1 pseudogene is annotated in these 644 nt (G+C 67.2%); it reads left to right on the top strand.

Features of this window, described 5'->3' with window-relative positions:
• Nucleotides 1-644: pseudogene (locus tag BIU91_RS15030) on the top strand (signal recognition particle protein); the annotation flags it as partial.

The following is a 644-nucleotide window of genomic DNA, read 5'->3' as shown; positions in this document are numbered from 1 at the left end:
GCGAGCAGGCCGGCGTGCACGTCTTCGCGCCCGAGCCCGGCAACGGTGTCGGGGACCCGGTCAAGGTCGCCAAGAACGCGATCAAGGCCGCGATCGACCAGCAGTACGACACCGTCATCGTCGACACCGCCGGTCGACTCGGTGTCGATGCCGAGCTGATGAAGCAGGCCGCGAACATCCGCAAGGCCGTCGACCCGGACGAGGTCCTGTTCGTCATCGACGCGATGATCGGTCAGGACGCCGTCAACACGGCCCGTGCGTTCCAGGAAGGCGTCGACTTCACCGGTGTCGTGCTCTCGAAGCTCGACGGTGACGCCCGCGGTGGTGCAGCCCTGTCGGTGGCCAGTGTGACCGGCCGCCCGATCATGTTCGCGTCGACGGGTGAGTCGCTCGACGACTTCGAGCCGTTCCACCCGGACCGCATGGCGAGCCGCATCCTCGACCTCGGCGACATCCTGTCCCTCATCGAGCAGGCGCAGGGCGCCTTCGACGAGGAAGAGGCGCGCAAGGTCGCGGACAAGATCGCGACCGACAACTTCACGCTGAACGACTTCCTGCAGCAGATGCAGCAGCTCCGCAAGGCCGGCTCCATCAAGGGCATGCTCGGCATGCTCCCCGGAGCGAAGGGCATGCGCGAGGCGCTC

Origin of the sequence: Curtobacterium sp. MMLR14_002 (assembly GCF_001864975.1) — a bacterium.
In the GTDB taxonomy this organism is placed as follows: Bacteria; Actinomycetota; Actinomycetes; order Actinomycetales; family Microbacteriaceae; genus Curtobacterium; species Curtobacterium flaccumfaciens.
This window is presented reverse-complemented; position numbering and strand designations above follow the sequence as displayed.